The organism is Streptococcus cuniculi (assembly GCF_004570575.1).
Taxonomy (GTDB): domain Bacteria; phylum Bacillota; class Bacilli; order Lactobacillales; family Streptococcaceae; genus Streptococcus; species Streptococcus cuniculi_A.
Genome location: NZ_SPPD01000005.1, coordinates 45,496 through 60,275, shown reverse-complemented (window position 1 = coordinate 60,275; position 14,780 = coordinate 45,496). Strand labels below are relative to the sequence as shown.

19 protein-coding genes and 1 pseudogene are annotated in these 14,780 nt (G+C 43.1%); 6 read left to right on the top strand and 14 right to left on the bottom strand.

From position 1 onward, the window contains the following. Window positions 1–49: 49 nt before the first annotated feature. On the bottom strand, window positions 50–2,050 hold the full coding sequence (gene metG, locus E4T82_RS04870) for a methionine--tRNA ligase (protein ID WP_135181741.1): 2,001 nt from the start codon (window positions 2,048–2,050) through the stop codon (window positions 50–52). 195 nt (window positions 2,051–2,245) lie between these two features. Here metG and E4T82_RS04865 point away from each other — a divergent pair, with 195 nt between their 5' ends. The 3 genes from E4T82_RS04865 (at window position 2,246) to E4T82_RS04855 (ending at window position 4,264) form a co-directional block, all read left to right on the top strand. After that, window positions 2,246–3,073 (top strand): exodeoxyribonuclease III, encoded by an 828-nt coding sequence (locus E4T82_RS04865; protein WP_135181740.1) that lies wholly within the window; start codon window positions 2,246–2,248, stop codon window positions 3,071–3,073. Window positions 3,074–3,082: 9 nt separating this feature from the next. Then, a complete protein-coding gene (locus tag E4T82_RS04860; protein WP_135181739.1) occupies window positions 3,083–3,463 on the top strand; it encodes a VOC family protein in 381 nt (126 codons plus the stop codon). A 183-nt stretch (window positions 3,464–3,646) separates the two neighbouring features. After that, complete coding sequence (locus E4T82_RS04855) at window positions 3,647–4,264, top strand: helix-turn-helix domain-containing protein (protein ID WP_228065060.1); 618 nt, start codon at window positions 3,647–3,649, stop codon at window positions 4,262–4,264. Between the two features lie 266 nt (window positions 4,265–4,530). Here the strand turns inward: E4T82_RS04855 and E4T82_RS04850 are convergent, their stop codons facing one another. From E4T82_RS04850 to serC, 7 genes are read right to left on the bottom strand one after another with little or no spacing between them, the layout of a single operon-like run. Then, window positions 4,531–5,031, bottom strand: coding sequence for a GNAT family N-acetyltransferase (locus tag E4T82_RS04850; protein ID WP_228065059.1), 501 nt, complete (start codon window positions 5,029–5,031; stop codon window positions 4,531–4,533). 10 nt (window positions 5,032–5,041) lie between these two features. After that, the gene (locus tag E4T82_RS04845) at window positions 5,042–5,395 is read right to left on the bottom strand and encodes an arsenate reductase family protein (protein WP_135181738.1); all 354 of its coding nucleotides are present in this window, start codon (window positions 5,393–5,395) and stop codon (window positions 5,042–5,044) included. Further along, complete coding sequence (locus E4T82_RS04840; protein WP_135181737.1) at window positions 5,379–5,891, bottom strand: methylated-DNA--[protein]-cysteine S-methyltransferase; 513 nt, start codon at window positions 5,889–5,891, stop codon at window positions 5,379–5,381. Before E4T82_RS04840 ends, E4T82_RS04845 begins: the two co-directional genes overlap by 17 nt. Further along, complete coding sequence (locus E4T82_RS04835; RefSeq protein ID WP_228065058.1) at window positions 5,878–6,081, bottom strand: DUF6440 family protein; 204 nt, start codon at window positions 6,079–6,081, stop codon at window positions 5,878–5,880. Before E4T82_RS04835 ends, E4T82_RS04840 begins: the two co-directional genes overlap by 14 nt. A 2-nt stretch (window positions 6,082–6,083) precedes the next feature. Further along, entirely contained in the window at window positions 6,084–7,265 is a 1,182-nt protein-coding gene (locus tag E4T82_RS04830) for a phosphoglycerate dehydrogenase (RefSeq protein ID WP_135181736.1), read from the bottom strand. Window positions 7,266–7,321: 56 nt separating this feature from the next. Next, on the bottom strand, window positions 7,322–7,882 hold the full coding sequence (locus tag E4T82_RS04825) for a GNAT family N-acetyltransferase (RefSeq protein ID WP_135181735.1): 561 nt from the start codon (window positions 7,880–7,882) through the stop codon (window positions 7,322–7,324). Then, window positions 7,882–8,973 (bottom strand): 3-phosphoserine/phosphohydroxythreonine transaminase, encoded by a 1,092-nt coding sequence (gene serC / locus E4T82_RS04820; protein ID WP_135181734.1) that lies wholly within the window; start codon window positions 8,971–8,973, stop codon window positions 7,882–7,884. Before serC ends, E4T82_RS04825 begins: the two co-directional genes overlap by 1 nt. 259 nt (window positions 8,974–9,232) lie before the next feature. Here serC and relB point away from each other — a divergent pair, with 259 nt between their 5' ends. After that, window positions 9,233–9,526 (top strand): type II toxin-antitoxin system RelB/ParD family antitoxin, encoded by a 294-nt coding sequence (gene relB / locus E4T82_RS04815; RefSeq protein ID WP_135181733.1) that lies wholly within the window; start codon window positions 9,233–9,235, stop codon window positions 9,524–9,526. Continuing rightward, the gene (locus E4T82_RS04810; protein ID WP_135181732.1) at window positions 9,516–9,836 is read left to right on the top strand and encodes a type II toxin-antitoxin system RelE/ParE family toxin; all 321 of its coding nucleotides are present in this window, start codon (window positions 9,516–9,518) and stop codon (window positions 9,834–9,836) included. Before relB ends, E4T82_RS04810 begins: the two co-directional genes overlap by 11 nt. A gap of 20 nt (window positions 9,837–9,856) precedes the next feature. On the opposite strand, the pseudogene E4T82_RS04805 reads toward E4T82_RS04810, so the two are convergent. From E4T82_RS04805 to tmk, 5 genes and pseudogenes are all read right to left on the bottom strand, one after another. After that, a pseudogene (locus E4T82_RS04805) lies at window positions 9,857–9,952 on the bottom strand (IS3 family transposase); the annotation flags it as partial. 226 nt (window positions 9,953–10,178) lie between these two features. After that, complete coding sequence (rsmI, locus tag E4T82_RS04800; RefSeq protein ID WP_135181731.1) at window positions 10,179–11,093, bottom strand: 16S rRNA (cytidine(1402)-2'-O)-methyltransferase; 915 nt, start codon at window positions 11,091–11,093, stop codon at window positions 10,179–10,181. A 2-nt stretch (window positions 11,094–11,095) separates the two neighbouring features. Continuing rightward, a complete protein-coding gene (yabA, locus tag E4T82_RS04795; protein ID WP_119876159.1) occupies window positions 11,096–11,413 on the bottom strand; it encodes a DNA replication initiation control protein YabA in 318 nt (105 codons plus the stop codon). 3 nt (window positions 11,414–11,416) lie between these two features. Further along, the gene (locus E4T82_RS04790; protein WP_135181730.1) at window positions 11,417–12,322 is read right to left on the bottom strand and encodes a DNA polymerase III subunit delta'; all 906 of its coding nucleotides are present in this window, start codon (window positions 12,320–12,322) and stop codon (window positions 11,417–11,419) included. Window positions 12,323–12,325: 3 nt separating this feature from the next. Further along, the gene (tmk, locus tag E4T82_RS04785) at window positions 12,326–12,958 is read right to left on the bottom strand and encodes a dTMP kinase (RefSeq protein ID WP_135181729.1); all 633 of its coding nucleotides are present in this window, start codon (window positions 12,956–12,958) and stop codon (window positions 12,326–12,328) included. A 165-nt stretch (window positions 12,959–13,123) separates the two neighbouring features. Here tmk and E4T82_RS04780 point away from each other — a divergent pair, with 165 nt between their 5' ends. Beyond that, on the top strand, window positions 13,124–13,987 hold the full coding sequence (locus E4T82_RS04780; RefSeq protein ID WP_135181728.1) for a YitT family protein: 864 nt from the start codon (window positions 13,124–13,126) through the stop codon (window positions 13,985–13,987). Window positions 13,988–14,104: 117 nt separating this feature from the next. Here the strand turns inward: E4T82_RS04780 and E4T82_RS04775 are convergent, their stop codons facing one another. Further along, window positions 14,105–14,761 carry a CBS and ACT domain-containing protein gene (locus E4T82_RS04775; protein ID WP_135181727.1) on the bottom strand — a complete coding sequence of 219 codons (657 nt, stop codon included), beginning with the start codon at window positions 14,759–14,761 and terminating at the stop codon, window positions 14,105–14,107. Window positions 14,762–14,780: the final 19 nt, after the last annotated feature.

Here is a 14,780-nt window from a genome sequence, read left to right as displayed (position 1 = left end):
GACACTAACAAACACTACTGCGATAATATGTTTTATTTCTGATAAGTATTTACCCAATCAGGCTACCATTTGGCACAGCAGGGTCAACGGTCAAGAGAGTTAAGCTATCGCCATGTTCTGCTGAGAGAATCATGCCTTGGCTGATATGCCCCATCATCTTGCGCGGTTTGAGATTCGCCACGATTTGGACTTTCTTACCGACCAATTCTTGCTCATTGGGATAGTATTTAGCAATACCAGAAAGAATCTGGCGGTCTTCGCTATCACCTGCATCCAAGCGGAATTGGAGCAACTTATCACTGCCCTCTACTTTTTTGACCTCCTTGACTTCTGCCACACGGATTTCCACTTTTTCAAAGTCATCAAACTTGATTTCCTTGCGGTTTAAGGTCAAGGTAACCTCTTCTGGCTTCCATTCTTTTTCAACTGCAAGAACTGGCTTACCTGCTGCCATTTGTTCCTTGATGTAGGCAATCTCCTCCTCCATATCAAGCCGTGGGAAGATTGGTTGCCCTTTTGCAACGACCGTCAAGCCTGTTGGTAAATCTGCAAGGGCTAGGTCTTTCAGACTACTTGCTTTTTCCATGCCCAACTGCTCTAAGATAGCGGCACTCGTTGTCATCATAAATGGTGCGCTTAAATGGGCTACTAAGCGGAGACTCGCTACCAAGTGGCTCATAACAGAAGCCAACTCTGTCCGTTTTTCTTCCTCTTTTGCCAATATCCAGGGCGCTGTTTCATCAATGTACTTGTTGGTGCGGGCAATCAAGGTCCAAATCGCTTCCAAGGAACGTGGGTAATCAACCGCATCCATCTGCTTGTGGTATTCTGCAATCGAAGCGGTTGCCACCTTCGCTAACTCTTCATCAAAGGCGGTCACGTTTGCTGCGTAGGCAGGAACCTGTCCGTCAAAGTATTTATTGACCATGGCCACGGTTCGGTTTAGGAGATTGCCAAGATCATTAGCCAGTTCATAGTTAATCCGTCCCACATAATCTTCTGGTGTAAAGGTTCCGTCTGAGCCAACTGGCAGACTTCTCATGAGATAGTAACGTAGGGGATCTAGTCCGTAACGCTCTACTAGCATATCTGGATAGACGACATTTCCCTTAGACTTAGACATCTTACCGTCTTTCATGACAAACCAGCCATGGGCAATCAAGCGTTCTGGCAATGGTAAATCGAGCATCATAAGGAGAATCGGCCAGTAAATGGCGTGGAAACGCAGAATATCTTTTCCAACCATATGGAAAACAGTGCCATTCCAAAAGGTATCAAAATTCGTATGCTCTTCCTGACCATATCCAAGAGCCGTCACATAGTTTAAAAGGGCATCAATCCAAACGTAGACAACATGCTTGGGATTCGACGGCACGGAAACTCCCCATGTAAAAGAGGTTCGACTGACTGCCAAGTCCTCAAGACCTGGTTCGATAAAGTTTTTTACAATTTCATTCATCCGTCCGTCTGGTTGGATAAAGTTAGAATGTTCCTTGAAAAAGGCTACCAAACGGTCGGCATACTTGCTCAAGCGCAAAAAATAAGACTCTTCTGATACCCACTCTACTTGGTGGCCAGAAGGAGCAATTCCTCCAATCACCTTGCCCGCTTCATCTCGGAAAACTTCTTCTAACTGGCTTTCCGTGAAAAATTCCTCATCTGAAACAGAATACCAGCCAGAATATTCCCCTAGGTAAATATCATCTTGGGCTAGTAAGCGTTCAAAGACCTCTGCCACAACTGCCTCATGGTAAGCATCCGTCGTACGGATAAACTTGTCATGGGAAATATCCAAGAGTTCCCACAATTTTTGGACCTCTATCGCCATACCGTCAACATAGGCCTGAGGGCTAATCCCTGCTTCTACCGCCTTGGTTTGAATCTTTTGACCATGCTCATCAAGGCCTGTTAAATAAAAGACATCATAACCCATCAAGCGTTTGTAGCGTGCCAAAACATCACAAGCAATGGTCGTATAGGCAGAGCCAATATGAAGTTTCCCGGAAGGGTAATAAATCGGTGTGGTAATGTAAAAATTCTGTTCTGTCATATTCTTTCCTTTCAGGGCAAATGAAACCCAGTTCTATCCTAACATTATATCACAAAAAGGAGCTTGATAACACACAAATTATCCGCTGAATGAGGGCTTATTGACCGAGGTATCGTGGAAGTTTGAGCTAGAAAGACGCCTAGTCTCTTCTCTTTTTGATATAATAGAAAAAGAACAAAAAGAAAAGGATACATTATGAAACTCATTTCATGGAATATTGATTCCCTCAATGCAGCCTTGACGAGTGATTCAGCTCGTGCCCAGCTTTCACAGGCTGTTTTACAGACCTTAGTAGCAGAAAAGGCAGATATTATCGCGATTCAGGAGACCAAATTGTCTGCCAAAGGTCCTACGAATAAACACTTGGACATCCTAGAACAGCTCTTTCCAGACTATGAAACTACTTGGCGATCTTCTGTTGAGCCAGCTCGTAAGGGCTATGCTGGTACCATGTTCCTCTATAAAAAAGGCTTAAATCCAACGATTAGCTTCCCAGAGATTGGGGCACCGACGACCATGGACTTGGAGGGACGCATCATCACCTTGGAATTTGACCAGTTCTTTGTGACCCAAGTGTATACACCAAATGCTGGTGACGGCTTAAAACGCCTTTCTGACCGCCAAGTTTGGGATGAAAAGTATGCTGAATATCTCGCAACACTTGATCAAAAAAAACCTGTTCTTGCAACAGGGGACTACAATGTTGCCCACCACGAAATCGACCTTGCAAATCCAGCTAGCAACCGCCAATCACCGGGCTTCACCGATGAAGAGCGGGCTGGATTTACCAACTTGCTAGCAAAAGGCTTCACTGATACCTTCCGCTACCTGCATGGTGACCTTCCTCACCAGTACACCTGGTGGGCACAGCGTAGTAAGACCAGCAAAATCAACAATACAGGCTGGAGAATCGACTATTGGCTGACCAGTAATCGCGTGGCTGATAAGGTGACCAAGTCGGAGATGATTGACTCAGGATCCCGCCAAGACCACACACCAATCGTGATGGAAATCGACCTATAAGGAGAGAGAATGATTACAAAATCAACCACCATGCTCTACGTCACCGATACCAAGGCTGCTATGGAATTTTGGACAGAAAAAATAGGCTTTGTTCTCTTGGAGACAGCCGACTACGGTGAAGCTGTTTCCTATGAAATCGCACCGTCAACGGACGCCGCAATTAAATTTGGTATTCACGATAAAGACTGGGTCGCAAAGGCCAATCCAACTATGAATCTTGGCTTTCCAAGCCTTCTGTTTGAAACAGAGGACTTAGAAGCCGAGTATGAACGCTTGAGCAAAGCAGGTGTTGCGACCAATCCAATTATGGAATACCAAGGCATGAGGCATTTCACCTTTGCAGACCTTGAAGGGAATTACATCGCAGTCAAAGAAAGTAATAAGAGATAAATGATTCTAAAGAAGTGGAGGCATCGAGATCTTAACATCACGATTCTCACCACTTCTTTTTCATTGACAACTTTGTCAAGGTCTTGTCAATCCCCTTTTATGGAATCATCATACTTCCTTGCCATTGCTCGTTTTTATTGTCTTGTCAAAGACTTTTAATAGTCATATATGAGGCATTTTGGTATGCTAGAAACAAAAGGAGGAACGATTATGGAACTTGGTAAACATATCCAACAATATCGAAAGGACTTAGGCTTATCCCAAGATGACTTGGCACAAGAGCTTTTTATCAGTAGGCAAACCGTTTCCAATTGGGAGCGAGGAACCACCTATCCTGATATTCAAAATCTAATGCTTCTATGCAAGATTTTTGATATTGAGCTTCATCAATTGGTTCAAGAGGGCGATATGACAGAGTTAAGGGCCATTTCACATGGGGCAGACTACAAACGCTACGAACGACACGCACTCATCATGACCTGGGGCTTCTTTCTCTGTCCCCTCCTTGGCTTTCCCTTACTGTATTACTGGAATTGGATAGGAACAAGCATTTTTCTACTTCTTGCGGGCACAACCTTCTATTATGCCCATCAGGTTGAGCGCTTTAAAAAGAAATATGACCTAAAAACAATTAAAGAACTGGTTGCTTATGACAAAAATAAAGCACTGACTAAAATAGAGCAACGAGAGGAAAAAGCAAAGGCCCCCTATCAAAAAATCATCCTCGTGGCTAGCTTTGCTTTAGCAAGTGCCTTGATAACGCTCCTTGTCGCAGGAATCTGCTTGTTCTTGTTTCCGTAATCATCATATACCATCGTTATAGTCAAATGAATGAACTTTCAAACAAGGAACTGAGACGCGGACAGTACTAGAGTACGGCAAATCAAAAGTGACAATGTATCAAAGTGAATTCAAAAGATAGTATATGAAAACATGAGACAGGAACAACGGTACCTAGCCTCATGTTTTCATTTTCTCATTCAAATTATTTTCAACTAAAGTCTGTAACATTCGCTATAAGAAGCTACTTCTTCGTTCACAGCCACATTACAGAAAACAAGTGCTTCTTACTCGTCTCTCTTTTTCTCCATAATCATCAATTTTCCTTTTTGACCTTCTACATCTCTTTTTACAACATAAAATCCTGAATGTTTATATGCTTTTTGGGCAACGATATTTTTTTCATTTACGGCTAGGATAATATGATTCACTTCTAATTGTAAGGCTGAATCGATGAAGGTAAATATATCATTAAAAGCATGAGAGCCATAGCCCTGATTTCTGAAATTGTCATCAATAGAAAAGCCCCTAACAAGTGCATAATCCTGTTGATGATAGCCATACTCTTTAGGACCAGCATTTACATGCAGGCAAAAAAAGCCAACGAGGTTACCATCTTCATGATCAAGTATTGCTATCGGATACCTATCCCTATCTCTTTTAGACGTTTCAATAATATTTTGTGGAGTATCGGTATGCGTAGTATCATTTAAAGAATAGGCCTGCAACAAGCGGCCATGTTCAACTTCATGATACAAGGATAGTGTCACCATCATTAGCTCCTTCATCTTTCTTCTCTTACAATCCTAGCTCTTTATACTCGGTGCGGTAGCCTATCTGCAGGATTTTGCCGTCCTGAATGAGTAGCGGGCGCTTGATGAGCATGCCGTCATTTGCGAGCAACTCCAAGGCTTGATCCACCGTTAACTGGTCAAACTTATCTTTTAAGCCGAGGGCACGGTAGCTATTGCCAGAGGTATTGAAATACTTCTTGAGTTCGAATCCCGTAGCTTCCATCCAGTCTTTTAACTGACTAGCTTGAGGGGGATTGGTCTTGATGTCAATCGCTTCAAATTCGAGACCTAGAGCTTGTAATTCAGCCTTTGCTGCTCGACAGGTTGAACATTTGGGATATTCATAAAATACTAACATCTTCTTCCTCTTTCTTCATCCGTGATTCATGCGCTAGTAACCAGCGCTTTTTTTCTAGTCCACCCGCATAGCCTGTCAGCTGCCCCTGACTGCCCACCACTCGGTGGCAGGGGATTAAAATGGAAATCGGATTTTTCCCGACTGCTCCACCAACTGCCTGACTAGAGCGGATTCCGAGACATTTGGCAATGTGACCATAGGTCATGGTCTGCCCATGGGGAATCTCTTGTAGAACCTGCCATACAGCCTGCTGAAAGGGCGTTGCAGGAAGATCCAGTGGCAAATCAGATACATCCACTACATACCCAGCAAAATAACGATTCAATAACGTCATGGTCTGCTTTAAAATGGGATGTTCTGCTAGCAGGGGCTCTTCCGTCACACCCCGCTCAAAATACTTCTGGTCTTGAAACCAAATGCCTCGCAAGCCCTTATCCGTTGCAATAATTGATAGTTCTCCCAGCGGCGAGGCATAGCTGCATTTATAGTAGGTCATCTTTGAACTGCTTGTTAATGTTTGGCTTGCCCTCAGAATTGAATAAAGGACGCAAATCACCGTCTGCTAGGCGGAGGTACTCAACTCCCGTCTCCTTGTCTACCCAAAGCGCTGTGACAAGATTGATTTGAAATACCTCGAAACGCTCTTTTAAGTCCCTCACATACTCTTTTCGTTCTTTTTTATCCATGATTACTTCCCACTTTCAATAATCCGCACTTTGATAATGTTTTCATCGTTTTCAAATTGTTCCGCAAGAGCCTTGATTTTTTCCTTGTCCGCTTCATCCAAGTCCAGCATGGTATAGGCATAGTCTCCTTTTGAGCGGTTCAAGATATTGTCAATATTGATATTGAGATTTGAAACCGCCGTCGAAATCTTTGCGACCATATTCGGCACATTTTTATTGATTAGCGTCAGACGGAAAGGGGTGGACAGGGCTTGGTGCATATTCGGGAAATTGACCGAATTGGTAATCTCACCTGTCTCCATAAAGCGACGAATGGTTTGCCCTGCTGCCACTGCACAGTTTAGCTCTGCTTCTTCAGTCGAGCCACCGACATGAGGAAAAACTGTGATGTGGGGCTTATTGAGCAGCTCTTCGGTTCCAAAGTCTGTCACATAGTGACCCACAACGCCTGTCGCAATGGCATCAAACAAATCAGCATGATTGACCAACTCACCGCGGGCAAAGTTGATAATCGTAGTCCCTTTTTTCATCAGAGCAAAAGCCGGAGCATTAAATAATTCGCGGGTGCTATCCGTTAGGGGGACATGAACGGTGATATAATCTGACTGCGTGAAAATTTCTTTCAGCTCATCCACACGCTTAACGTGGCTTGAAATACTCCAAGCTGTTTCAACCGATACATAGGGGTCATAACCCAAAACGTTCATTCCCAAACGGCGGGCATCATTGGCAATCCGTGCACCAATCGCACCGAGGCCAATCACTCCGAGCGTTTTTCCTGTAATTTCTGTTCCTGCAAATTGCTTTTTCCCTGCTTCCACTTGCTGAGGAACATCCTCACCCGACAAGGTATTGGTCCAAGTAGTTGCCGTGATATAGTCACGCGCAGACAATAAGATAGACGCCAATACCGCTTCTTTTACCGCATTCGCATTGGCACCCGGTGTGTTAAAAACAACGATTCCTTGAGCTGTCGCATCTTCAATCGGAATATTATTGGTACCAGCTCCTGCGCGGGCAATCGCTTTTAGATTTTCTGGGAAAGGAAAACCATGCAAATTTTCAGAACGAATGATAAAGGCGTCAGGATTTGCTGCCTGATCTCCATCAATCTGAAACTTATTTCCTAGTTCTTTCAAGCCAATTTGGTTGATGTTGTTAAAGGTTCGTACACTAAATACCATTTTATTTCCTAAAAGGGAGTGGTGCTTAGCCATTCCCTCCTCTTTCTCTTCTTTATTTAATCATTTCTCCCAAACAGCCAGCGGTCATCCTCGGCAATCTCTTGATAGAGGCTGGTTTCTTGCTTGGTTTTTATCTTTTGATAGGCTAAGCGTTCTCCGTCAATCGCTACCTTACCGCAGTAGACAAAGCCCAATTTTTCTAAGATATGCTGCATAACCACATTCTTTTCATGGGTATCACAGCGAAAATCTGGACCTTTTTGCCCCTCAATCAAGCCCTGTAAAAAGGTCTGAATGATTTGCTGACCACGGAAGGCTCCAGCCACTGCGACTCGGTGGAAGGTCGTATACAGAAAATTATTGTGCTGCCATTTGCCATTATAGATGTCATTGTAGGCTGGCTCATTGCCAATTTGCACAGCAGTGTAAGCTGCCACCTGCCCCTCTACAATCGCAACGTAACCGCGACCTGATAAAATATCCTCAAAGACATCTTCTTCACTCGGATAGACACCCTGCCACTGGCTGATGCCAGCCCGGGCTAAAAAGGCACGTGCTTCTTCAAAAATCTGGCAAATCGTATTCACTTCATTGGGGTGGGCAAGCCGAATTTCCATTAGGCATTCTCCTCTTCAAACTTCTCCATAAAGGCAATCAAGTCAACTACTCCTTGACGGGGGAAGGCATTGTAAAGACTAGCACGCATCCCACCTACCGAACGATGTCCCTTGATATTTTTAAAGCCTGCTGCGGTCGCTTCTTTGACAAATTTGGCATCCAGTTCTGGACTTGGGGACACAAAGGGAATATTGGCTACCGAGCGTTCTTCAATGTTACGAACAGGGTTTGTGTAAAAATCAGATTGGTCAATGTAATCATACAAAAGACCTGACTTTTCGCGGTTGAGTTTTTCCATTTCATCAACACCACCGATTTCCTTCACCCATTCAAAGACTAGTTTGGCAATGTAGATGGAGTAAGCTGGCGGTGTATTGTAGAGCGATTCATTCTCTGCCTGAATGCGGTAGTCCAACATGCTGGATAAGACTGGATCGTCACTCAAGAAATCCTCACGGACAATCACGATAGTCACACCTGCTGGTCCAATATTTTTCTGAGCGCCAGCATAAATCATGGCAAAGTCTTCCACATTGTAGCGAGCTGCCAAAATATTGGACGACATATCTGCAATGACCGGTACGCCATTAGTATCTGGAATCGTGTAGAGTGCTGTTCCTTCAATCGTGTTGTTGGTTGTCAAATGGACATAGGCTGCTTCAGAATCAATCGTATCCTTATCAAAACGTGGCAATTCAGCATAGGTTATCTCCTCTGTTGACCCTAGCAAAATCGGTTCAAACGGAATCGTTTTTGAGAGTTTAACCGCTTCGGTATAGGCTTTTTTCCCCCATGAACCACCTGCTAGATAGTAGGCCTTCTTGCCACGGGCAAAATTGAGTGGAATCATGGTAAATTCAAGCGATGCTCCCCCTTGTAAGAACAAGACCTTATAGTTATCTGGAATAGCCATTAACTCTCGCAAGAGACTTTCAGCACCTTTTATAATATCATCGAACTCTTTGGAGCGGTGCGACATCTCTAATACGCTCATACCCGATCCATTATAATCCAGAAATTCAGCTTGTGCTTTTTCTAAAACGGATGTTGGCAACACTGCAGGACCTGCAGAAAAATTATAGATGGTCATCCTATCCCTCCAAATAAAAAATTTTTGTTTATTATATCACAAATTTTCAGACAATTCCATATTTTTATCTCATTTAGTCTATCGCCTACTTTTCTATAGCTGTTGCAGGCTACCTTTTATACCAGAGACAATCCGACCAACAAATAGATGAGCTAGCTATCCACATTTAAAAATGATATATCTAATTGGTATGATACTTGCTGCTATTTGTCCGATATGATATACTGTATATACAAACATACACGCACGGAGGACTGATATGACAACCATTACGAAAAACTCTCAATTTAGTTTTAGAACGAATGCTGACCTATTAGAAAAGGCGAGAACAATCGTCAGCTACGAAAATATTGATATGACAACGTTATTCAATAACCTACTCTTGAAAGTTGTTGAACAGCAAAGTGTCCCCGTTATTCTCTTAGATGGTGAAAAGAGCCAAAAGGATCGTATCATTGATGACCTTTATACAGAGATACAGAAAGGCTATCAAAGCTACAAAGAAGGCAAGGTTAAAGAGATAGACGAGGTTTTCTCAAAATATGGTGTCTAAATTGATCATCACCACAGATGCGGAACAAGACCTTGACAGTATCTACGACTATATTCTCAACCACTTTCTAAGCCCCCAAGCAGCCGAGAATACGATGAGCAACATTAAGTTAGGCATTAAGAGAATTTTAGATATTCCAGAAATTGGAATCAATGTATCAGAACGGGTTGGCAGAGAGTTCCCAGCTGAACAAAAACTTAGAATGCTGATTGTAGGCAGTTATCTTGTCTTCTACATCATTGATGCACAGACAGCAGTCATCTTGCGGGTCACTCATCAAAAAAGGGACTGGATTAGTTTATTTAAGTAAAAAAGCCTACTCTGTACTGATTAGACAAATAACAAATGAGAGGATTTCATTCTGTATTGTACAGGACTAAGTCCTTTTCTTTTTGTTTTGATTCGTTTGTTGTTGTAGTAAAAAATGCCTCAGCAACTCTCTAATGGAGAATTGCTGAAGCATTTATATTGTTGTGTTGTGTTTTAATTCAGAATTGTGTTCGAGCTAAAAGTCTCTATGAAAAAGATAGATTGCTTTATGTTCGTTGAACACGGCAGCAGTCTCCTATTTTCATTAGGACTTTTTTTACGCTCTCACTACTTAAATGAACTCGGGCTAAAAGCTCGGAAAATAGAGAAACATTCCTAGAAGCTACGCTTCTTCGTCATGTTTCCTAATTTTCTGTCGCTTTTTTACGCCCTCGTATCTTAGTTCATGATACACGTCATACACTTCTTGTTTTTTGAGTTGGTAGCGTTTGGCTACTTCTTTAATGGCTTGGTTGGGTTTTGAACCTGCTTCTATCAAGGCTTCTACCGCTGCTTTCAAGTCTACCTCGTCAGCTTCACAGGCTTCCGTCTTCTCAGCACCTGATACAATCATCAAGCATTCACCTTTTAGGGGATGAGCGGCGATAAACGCAAGAAGTTCACTGATGTGTCCGCGTTGGTATTCTTCGTACAACTTTGTCAATTCTCGCACGACAACAACCGAGCGGTCACCGTACACCGCTTGCATATTTTCTAAAGTCGCCTTGACTCGATGCGGTGATTCGTAGAAAATCTGTGTTTCAGAGTAGTGCTTTTTCTCCTCAAAAAAAGCTTTTTGTTGACCAGCTTTCCGCGGTAAAAATCCATAAAAAATATGCGGTTGCGGTGCTAGTCCTGATGCAATCAGGGCCGTAATTCCTGCTGATGCTCCCGGTAACGCAACGACTGGAATATTTTCAGCAATCACAGCTTGTACCAAGTCATGTCCTGGATCAGAAATACTCGGCAAACCTGCATCTGAGACTTGCGCAATCGACTGACCTGACCGCAACATCTCTAGCAAAACGGGAATTTTTTCGTAGGCATTGTGTTCATGGAAGGATATCTGATGTGTTTCAATCTCAAAATGCTTGAGCAAGAGACCAGTATTTCTCGTATCTTCTGCTGCAATGAGATCCACTGTTTTTAAGGTCTCAATCGCCCGAAAGGTCATATCTTGAAGATTGCCAATCGGTGTCGGAACAAGATACAGGGTGCCAAAAGGCAAGGAATGGTTGACTGATTTTTGAATCTGCATGCTTACTCTCTATTCAATAATTCTAAACAAAACATACACGGCTCATCATTGTCCCTACGTTGACCATAGGAAAAAGTACAGATATGAAAACCATCCTCGTAGATATTTTCCAAATTTTCCTTCCCAAAATTCGCCGTCCGATTCTGTTCACGGTCATCTTTTTCTAAGCGCTCCCGTAATTTGGAATTTTCCAAGCGTAAATCTGTATTTTCTTCAATCACACCGCGCAAGTGTTTCTTGATTGCTTCTACTTCTGCCAGCGTGACCAGTAGCTGTTGAGAAAAACCATCTAAGGCATCAAAAATCTCTTTCTTATCCATGCACTATCCTTTCACTTGTTTTTCTGTTGATAATAGCCAGTATTCTAAGGCATTTTGCAGGCTAACATTACTCTGCCATTGCTGGCGTGCCAGCTGTAAATTCTCCAAATAAATCAAGGCCCTAGGCTCTGTCATCTGATCTGCCAATAAGACTGTGAGTAGCCCAAACAAGCGGGATTGATCCAGTTTTTCTGGGGCAAGGCGCACCAAGTTTCCTACCTGTACATAAGCCTTATTTGGCTGTTTCAACAGGATATCGATCCACTTTTTTGCGACCGTTATGAGGTCTATAAAGGATTTTTGGCTCGCCAATTGCTTGGCTTCTTCGATGCTTGCGACGAGTCTAGCAATCAGCTGCGCCTGCGTTTTCAATAAACCTTCTTCTTCCAGCAATCGTTCTAAAAGAGGCAAATTTTTCGGAAAGACGACAATTTGAACTCGGCTTTTAATGGTTGCTAAAACAGCATGTTCCTGATTGGTCAACAGAAAAATCCGAATATCACTCTGAGGTTCTTCAATCACTTTCAGGAGAGAATTCGCCGCATTAGGGTGCATCTTCTCTGCATCCCGAATGATGAAGACCTGCTGGTTCGACTCAAAACCTGACTGGGAAAACTGCTTGACCAAATCGCGAATCGTCTCAGTCTTAATCGTATTGCCCTGAGGACTGACCACGGTCACATCGGTAAATTCACCCTGTTCAATCAAACGACAAGAGCGACATTGTCCACAAGGAATTTCTGCCACCTTATCTTCACAAAAAATCGCCTGACTGAGAAAAATAGCCATTTCAAAGCTAGCAAAATCGCCCGAAAAAAGATAGGCATGCGCCAAGCGTCCTTGCTGCAAAACAGCCTGAAAAGACTGGTAAAGCTGGGGCTGTAAACCCTGTAATTCTTCTTTTTTCATGTATTACTTAAAAAATCGGTCATAGATAGCAGTAAAAGCTGCCTCTACCACTTCCTCCACGGATTGAGAAGCATCAATTTTCACGACACGATCTGCTTCCTTATCTAAAATTGCCAGATAGCCTGTTCTGACACGCTCGTGCATGTCTAGAGCCTCCATATCAAGCCTGTCAACATCCCGATTCGCATTGCGCGTAATCCGCGCCAAGCCTTCTTCCACATCAATATCAAAATAGAGTGTCAAATCTGGCTTTAGCCCATCTGTCGCATAGTGATTGAGCCAATCAATCGCTGCAATGTCCAATCCCCTACCAAAACCTTGATAGGCGACAGAAGAGTCGATAAAGCGGTCAACCAAGAGCAACTGGCCACTTTCCAAAGCTGGTAAAATACGCTCCTTCAAGTGCTGGCGTCGTGCTGCAATGTACAGCAACAACTCCGTCTTATCATCCATTGCTGTATTTTGAGGATTTAAGATGACCGAGCGAATGTCTTCTGCAATCGCAACGCCTCCTGGCTCACGGGTCGTTGTGACCTGCTTTCCTAGTGCTTCTAAACGCGGTATTAATTCTTGTAAAACCGTGGTCTTACCTGCACCGTCTGGTCCTTCCAATGTGATAAATATTCCTTGTGTCATGTGAATCCCCTGTTTTTTGATACTCCGTAAAAATCTGAAATCATTTCTCAATTGTATTTCCTCTTATTTTACCAAAAAAACAGAGAAAAAGCACTCTTTATTTGTCTTGTGTATCCGCTTTAAATCTGTTAGAATGAATATAGGATTAACCGAAGGGAGCAGGGAATGCTACGATTTAAGAACCTCTTTTTTGTGATACTGGGAGCTGGACTTTTTTCTTTTGGGCTCAACTACTTGATTATCCCCAACCACCTCTACGAGGGCGGAGCAACGGGAATCAATCTGATTCTCTACTATCTTCTAGGCATTCAACCTTGGATTATGAATATCCTCATCAATATTCCCCTCTTTATCCTCGGCTGGAAAATTCTGGGCAAACGAACCCTCTATTACAGTATCATCGGTACTGTTGGTGTGACTGCTTGGCTAGCCCTGTTTGAACACATTCCTATCACCATTCCGCTAGAAGGAGACTTAATCTTGGTAGCCATTCTTGGGGGAATCCTCATGGGTGCAGGACTAGGGATTATTTTCAAGGCTGGTGGAACCACAGGAGGAAGCGACATTCTCGCTCGAATCGGCCATAAATACACCTCTTTTACCATCGGACAAATTATTTTATTCATCGATGTCTTGGTTCTCACGCTGACCATCGTTGTCTTTCATGACCTGCGCAATGTCCTCTATACACTGATGATGGTCACCATTGTCTCCCGTGTGATTGATCTCATTACAGATGGAAACTACGGAAGCAAGGGAGTCATGATTGTCTCTGAAAAATCTCAAGAGTTAGCACAGGCCATTGATGAAAATATCGAGCGTGGTATCACCCTCATCAAGGCTCAGGGCTTCTATAGCCGTAAAAACATTGACATGGTCTACTCGGTCATCTATAAGAGCCAATTACAAGAAATGAAGGATTTAATCCACCGGATTGACCCCCACGCCTTTATCACCATCACCGATGCCCACGAGGTTTTAGGCGAAGGATTTACCCTTGATAGCAATAAACAACCTTTTGAAAAATAAAGATGCGCCATTCACCACTCCAAGTGAATGGTTTTTCTCTTGTCCACAGTTCAGCCCTCGTCTCAACAGAACTTCCTAGCCTTTGCAAGACCAATTTAAAAAGAGCAAATGCTCTTTTTAAATTTTTTTCGTTTCTGTGGGCACGAGACTGTCCACTTTGATTCCAGCCTGCTCAAAAATCTCTGATAAGTGCTGGCGGTCTACCTTGCCTTCAATCTGTACTTCGATGACTATGCTACCTGATTTGTCCGCAATCTGAACAGTGCTAATGATATTATAGCCTTGTTCTGAGATCAAACGGATAATCTTCTCTAGCTCACCAGCCTTATTCTCGACCAAGAAGCGGATACGAACACCAGCCTCACCATAGCCAGAAACATGGAGGAAGGCTGCAAAGACATCACGATCCGTAATGACACCCGCCATTTGGTCATTGTCCACAACAGGTAGAATACCGACCTTGTTTTTATACATCAGATAAATCGCATCTTCTAGGCTGGCAAATTTAGAAACGGTAATGACATCACGAATCATCACATCACGAACCTTGGTCTTATTCAAGAGATAATTCATCTCATAGATAGATAAGCTCGTTGCCTTTGAAGGGCTCGCTTCTGCAATGGTTCCTTCTGTCACAAGACCGACCAATTTATCATCTTCAATAACGGGTAGACGGTGAATCGCTTGCTCACGCATCAATTCAGCTGCATGCGCAATCGTTGTATCTGGTGAAATGTAGACCACCTTTCGGGTCATAAAATCTTTAACTGCCATGTGCAATCCTCCTAGTCTA

Excerpts from the sequence above, each read along its gene's own strand:
- metG (WP_135181741.1), bottom strand. The coding sequence starts at position 2,050 with ATGACAGAACAGAATTTTTACATTACCACACCGATTTATTACCCTTCC.
- E4T82_RS04865 (WP_135181740.1), top strand. The coding sequence starts at position 2,246 with ATGAAACTCATTTCATGGAATATTGATTCCCTCAATGCAGCCTTGACG.
- E4T82_RS04860 (WP_135181739.1), top strand. The coding sequence starts at position 3,083 with ATGATTACAAAATCAACCACCATGCTCTACGTCACCGATACCAAGGCT.
- E4T82_RS04855 (WP_228065060.1), top strand. The coding sequence starts at position 3,647 with ATGCTAGAAACAAAAGGAGGAACGATTATGGAACTTGGTAAACATATC.
- E4T82_RS04850 (WP_228065059.1), bottom strand. The coding sequence starts at position 5,031 with ATGAAGGAGCTAATGATGGTGACACTATCCTTGTATCATGAAGTTGAA.
- E4T82_RS04845 (WP_135181738.1), bottom strand. The coding sequence starts at position 5,395 with ATGTTAGTATTTTATGAATATCCCAAATGTTCAACCTGTCGAGCAGCA.
- E4T82_RS04840 (WP_135181737.1), bottom strand. The coding sequence starts at position 5,891 with ATGACCTACTATAAATGCAGCTATGCCTCGCCGCTGGGAGAACTATCA.
- E4T82_RS04835 (WP_228065058.1), bottom strand. The coding sequence starts at position 6,081 with ATGGATAAAAAAGAACGAAAAGAGTATGTGAGGGACTTAAAAGAGCGT.
- E4T82_RS04830 (WP_135181736.1), bottom strand. The coding sequence starts at position 7,265 with ATGGTATTTAGTGTACGAACCTTTAACAACATCAACCAAATTGGCTTG.
- E4T82_RS04825 (WP_135181735.1), bottom strand. The coding sequence starts at position 7,882 with ATGGAAATTCGGCTTGCCCACCCCAATGAAGTGAATACGATTTGCCAG.
- serC (WP_135181734.1), bottom strand. The coding sequence starts at position 8,973 with ATGACCATCTATAATTTTTCTGCAGGTCCTGCAGTGTTGCCAACATCC.
- relB (WP_135181733.1), top strand. The coding sequence starts at position 9,233 with ATGACAACCATTACGAAAAACTCTCAATTTAGTTTTAGAACGAATGCT.
- E4T82_RS04810 (WP_135181732.1), top strand. The coding sequence starts at position 9,516 with ATGGTGTCTAAATTGATCATCACCACAGATGCGGAACAAGACCTTGAC.
- rsmI (WP_135181731.1), bottom strand. The coding sequence starts at position 11,093 with ATGCAGATTCAAAAATCAGTCAACCATTCCTTGCCTTTTGGCACCCTG.
- yabA (WP_119876159.1), bottom strand. The coding sequence starts at position 11,413 with ATGGATAAGAAAGAGATTTTTGATGCCTTAGATGGTTTTTCTCAACAG.
- E4T82_RS04790 (WP_135181730.1), bottom strand. The coding sequence starts at position 12,322 with ATGAAAAAAGAAGAATTACAGGGTTTACAGCCCCAGCTTTACCAGTCT.
- tmk (WP_135181729.1), bottom strand. The coding sequence starts at position 12,958 with ATGACACAAGGAATATTTATCACATTGGAAGGACCAGACGGTGCAGGT.
- E4T82_RS04780 (WP_135181728.1), top strand. The coding sequence starts at position 13,124 with ATGCTACGATTTAAGAACCTCTTTTTTGTGATACTGGGAGCTGGACTT.
- E4T82_RS04775 (WP_135181727.1), bottom strand. The coding sequence starts at position 14,761 with ATGGCAGTTAAAGATTTTATGACCCGAAAGGTGGTCTACATTTCACCA.